The organism is Phenylobacterium sp., assembly GCF_028290885.1.
Classification (GTDB): domain Bacteria; phylum Pseudomonadota; class Alphaproteobacteria; order Caulobacterales; family Caulobacteraceae; genus Phenylobacterium.
This window is the reverse complement of record NZ_JAQGIZ010000015.1, coordinates 1-3,905: the sequence shown is the minus strand read 5'-3', so window position 1 is coordinate 3,905 and position 3,905 is coordinate 1. Positions and strand designations below refer to the sequence as shown.

Genomic DNA, 3,905 nt, shown 5'->3' with positions numbered 1-3,905 from the left:
GCCGCGAGATCAGCTCTGCGTAGTCCGCGACATACGGGATCTTGCACTGTTTCTCGACCATCTGGCCCAGCATGGTGAAGCTGTCGCACACCGCCGAGACCTTGAGCCGGCGGCTCGCGTTGGCGATCGCCAGGTGGGAGACCCCCATCTTGCCGAGGCCGACGACGGCGACGTTTACCTGGCCTGTGGCGCTCATGGACACTCCGCACTGCAGCTTACGACAACCCGACGGGCCGACAGATCGCCGACGAGGCCGCCGGCCAGTCCGTGGCGATAAGACGTGCTTCGTAGGAAAGCCTTATCGCGGGCGCAATGGCCGGGCGCCTGTGCGCGCGATCATTGGGCGCAATTTGCGGATGAGCCGTTAAGCGAAGACGCCCTTTCTCGGGGCGCTTGCGGCGCGCTGTCTCATGAAGGAATGTCCGAGCGGTGAATCCCGCCCCGAACCCCTCGCCCGCTCAGAGGCCTGCGAACGGCATCGGGGCGCTGCGGTTGTTGTTCGCCTCGCTGGTGATCGTCTCCCACAGCCCCGAGATGCTCGACGGCAACCTCGGCCGCGAGCCGCTCCATATGCTGTTCCACACCCTCAGCTCCGGCGGATTCGCGGTGGACGCCTTCTTCCTCATCAGCGGCTACCTGATCGCGGCAAGCTTCGCGGCGAGCTCGAGCGTGGGCTCCTATTTCATGAAGCGCGTCCTGCGGATCTATCCAGCGTTCGTGGTCTGCTGCCTGCTTTGCGTGTTCGTCGTGGCGCCGCTCGCAGGGGCCAGCCTGCAATCTCTCGGTCCGGCGGACTGGGGACGACTGGGCTACCGCCTGGTCTTGCTGAAATCGCCCGAGGTGGATCAGGCGTTCGCCTCCCTGCCCTATCCGACCCTGAACGGCTCCGCCTGGACCATTTCGTATGAATTCAGGTGCTATATCCTGGCGGCGCTCCTGGGGATGATCGGGCTATATCGCCGCCGCGGGCTCTACATGGCGCTGACGGCGGCGGTGGTGGTGAGCAGCCTTGTGTTGTCCTGGCCCGGCCTCGCCGCCTTCAAATCGCCGGGCTGGCTGGTCGCGTCCCTGGGCGAGCCGCATCAGCAGCTCAGGCTGCTGGCCGCCTTCATGGTGGGGACCTGCTTCTGGCTCTACAGCAAGGACATCGTGCTGCGGGGCCGCTACGCCGCCGTCGCCGCCCTGCCGTTGCTCGGCCTGATGTTCGTGCCCCAGGTCGCCGAAACCGCGCTGATCCTGCTGGGCGGCTACATCCTGTTCTGGGTCGCGTTCAAGGTGTCGTGGAAGCCGCTGCTGACCATCAACGCCAAGGACGACATATCCTACGGCGTCTATCTCTACGCCTGGCCGATCGGCGCGCTCCTGATCTGGTATTGGCGTGACATCCCGGTCGGCGTCCTGGCCGGCCTGACCTTCCTTGGCGCGGTGGCTTGCGGGCTGGTCAGCTGGCTGGTCATCGAGAAGCCGGCCATGAGCTGGAAATGGCGAAGCCGCCGGATCCAGCCGCGGATCGACTCACCGGCGATTCTCAAGCAAGGAAACCTCGGGCCTGATGCGGACGTCCGTCAGGGCGAGGCATGAGGATTGCATGCCCGCCGCGGGCGGATGGGCTAAAACGGTAAACCGCGCTTCAATGGGTTGCAGCGATCGTGCAGCCTGGCTTACGAGGCGGTCGGCCGCGAACTGGGGAGGGTGTTGGCTTGGAAACGGTCTATGACTGGATAACGGTGGCCATCTTCGGCGGCCTTGTCGTGCTGTTCCTGCACCGCTCTGTCGGCGAGCAGGAGCCGAACGACACCATCCTCCACTACCTGCCGCCGGCCGTCGGCTGCGCCATCGCCAACTATGTCGGAAACCACGGCCAAGGCCCGATCTCGGCCCTGATCGTGGTCGCGGTCCTGATCTACATCGTGCTGGTGCTGAAGCCGTTCGGCGGCCTCAAGCTCTGAGCCCTGCGCACGGTCCCGGCGGCGCTCCCCGCTTCCATCCGCCCTTGATCCCGGAGCTTGGCTCAGTGCGCCTTGTGTTGCGCGATCCAGGCTTTCATCGCCGCCGTATCGCCGGGCTTCGCGGGCCGGATCGAGGTGTTGTGGACCTCCTTGTACCGGGGGTTCTGGCCCTCGGATTCGAGGTTGACGATGGACTCGGCGACGTTGTCGCGGATGGTCACGTCGGCGCTGGCGCCACGGACGATGATCCGGGTGCCCATGTCGGTGTAGCCCTGCACGAAGTTGTCCGCGATCAGCGCGCCCTTGATCCCCGACAGCGAGATCCCGTTGTACATCGTCCCGGCCATGGCGTTGCCGGTGATGGCGATGTTCTCGTTATTCTCGATGAAGATTCCCTGGACCACCGCGCCGGCGCCGCGCTCGAAGACGTTATCCTTGATCACATTGCCGGTCGCGACCCCGGTCGACGAGCCCCAGAACTGGATGAAGTCCGGGTGGTCGCCCTCGGCCGGATGGAAACTGGAGCCGCTGTTTCCGACCACCTCGATGTAGGAGCCCGCTCCGCGAATGGCGTCGGACTGGACATTGGTGAAGCGGTTTCCGGAAATCTTGACGTGGTTGCTCTCGAGGAAGTTCACGCCCGTCCCCACCTCGTGAATGTCGCTGTCGGTCAGGCTGAGGTCGTGCGAGTCGCGGAGCATGGCCGCGTTGGGAAGCTCGGCGCCGAGCGCGTGGATGTTCAGGCCCGAAAGCCGAATCCGAGAACTGTGCTGCACGTTGACGCCGTAGGCGTTCGACGGGACCGCGACTTCCATCCCGCGGACCTCGATCCCTTCCGAGCCCTGGAAGCTGAGGCTGTTGAAGACCGCCTTGGCGCCCGGCTTCGCCTCGATCCGGATGCCGGGCTCGGCAAAGCTCTTTCCGTTCAGGTCCAGCGTTCCATAGTCGCCGTCGCCGAGCACGATGACGTCACCCGGCCGCGCGGCCTGGATTTTCGCCCAATAGGTTTTCGGCGTCGAAACCCCCACCCCCGCCTGCGCCGAGGCTGCCCGCGCCGGCTCCTGCGCGCCGCAGCCCGTCGCCGCGGCCAGGGACACTGTGGCGGAGACTACCAGCACGGACGACAAGGCGCGCGCCGCGCCCGGCGACGCCCATGGACGGACGCGAGCGCACTTCATGAAATCCCCTCGCCAACCGCCTTGACAGCCGTATGAAAACCCATAGTCCCTGCATCATATGCTGGACCGCTACATACTGCTGATCCTGTTCGGACTCATAGTCCTCTTTACGGCGGTCATGGCTTGGGCGAACGGCAAGGACCCGCCGGACTGATCGCCGCCGCGGTTGGACGCTCGGCCTAGCGGCGCCGCGCGCGCCCGGTCGGGGCATCGACCTTGGCCGGCGGCTCGGGCGTGCTCTCCCGATCCGACTGTCGCCGCTCATCGACGCCTCCCATGGCGATCATCAGCAGGGCCACCCCCACGCCGACCGCCATGAAGAAGTAATCGGCGATGTTCAGGATGTGGATTATGCCCATGTCGGCCCTTCAACAGAGGATCAGCGGCCTGCCGCGCGCAGGGGCGCTAAGCGCGGCAGGCCGCTTCCCTAGAGGATAGCCCAATCGTGGTGCAACGTGAAAAAGTTGCTTACCGCCTTGGTGATCACGTCCTGCGTCGCGGCGTCGAGAGCGGACCCGGTAAGGTCGACGACGCCGGGTTCGACGCCGCCCGTCGACGGGATGTACGAGGTGGGTTCGACGACGGCCGGCGGCGGGGCGTACACGGCGGGTTCGACGACGCTCGTCCCGGTGTGCTGGGCCAACCAGGTGTTGAGCAGCGAGACGTCGCCGATCGCCGCGGTGGGGATGGTGGTGTTCGGCCCCAGGACGAAGTTCACGTTGTCGGCGCCGCCGGCCTGCTGGAGGTTCACGACATCACTGCTCACCGAGTTGCCGGT

At 65.8% G+C, this 3,905-nt stretch carries 6 protein-coding genes; 2 read left to right on the top strand and 4 right to left on the bottom strand.

All coding sequences use genetic code 11. The features are described from left to right. The coding region (locus tag JWP28_RS01380; RefSeq protein ID WP_299539146.1) for a Gfo/Idh/MocA family oxidoreductase at positions 1-196 on the bottom strand (196 nt) is incomplete at its 3' end. Positions 197-429: 233 nt separating this feature from the next. Here JWP28_RS01380 and JWP28_RS01375 point away from each other — a divergent pair. Then, on the top strand, positions 430-1,581 hold the full coding sequence (locus JWP28_RS01375; protein ID WP_299539143.1) for an acyltransferase: 1,152 nt from the start codon (positions 430-432) through the stop codon (positions 1,579-1,581). A gap of 119 nt (positions 1,582-1,700) precedes the next feature. Continuing rightward, positions 1,701-1,949, top strand: a complete 249-nt coding sequence (locus JWP28_RS01370; protein ID WP_299539141.1) for an XrtV sorting system accessory protein — start codon at positions 1,701-1,703, stop codon at positions 1,947-1,949. 62 nt (positions 1,950-2,011) lie between these two features. Here the strand turns inward: JWP28_RS01370 and JWP28_RS01365 are convergent, their stop codons facing one another. The 3 genes from JWP28_RS01365 to JWP28_RS01355 all read right to left on the bottom strand — a co-directional run. Continuing rightward, a complete protein-coding gene (locus JWP28_RS01365; protein WP_299539138.1) occupies positions 2,012-3,127 on the bottom strand; it encodes a right-handed parallel beta-helix repeat-containing protein in 1,116 nt (371 codons plus the stop codon). A 179-nt stretch (positions 3,128-3,306) separates the two neighbouring features. Further along, positions 3,307-3,486 (bottom strand): hypothetical protein, encoded by a 180-nt coding sequence (locus tag JWP28_RS01360; RefSeq protein ID WP_299539135.1) that lies wholly within the window; start codon positions 3,484-3,486, stop codon positions 3,307-3,309. A 68-nt stretch (positions 3,487-3,554) separates the two neighbouring features. Then, a partial coding sequence (locus JWP28_RS01355) for a hypothetical protein (RefSeq protein ID WP_299539133.1) occupies positions 3,555-3,905 on the bottom strand: 351 nt, incomplete at its 5' end.

Excerpts from the sequence above, each read along its gene's own strand:
- JWP28_RS01365 (WP_299539138.1), bottom strand. The coding sequence starts at position 3,127 with ATGAAGTGCGCTCGCGTCCGTCCATGGGCGTCGCCGGGCGCGGCGCGC.
- JWP28_RS01360 (WP_299539135.1), bottom strand. The coding sequence starts at position 3,486 with ATGGGCATAATCCACATCCTGAACATCGCCGATTACTTCTTCATGGCG.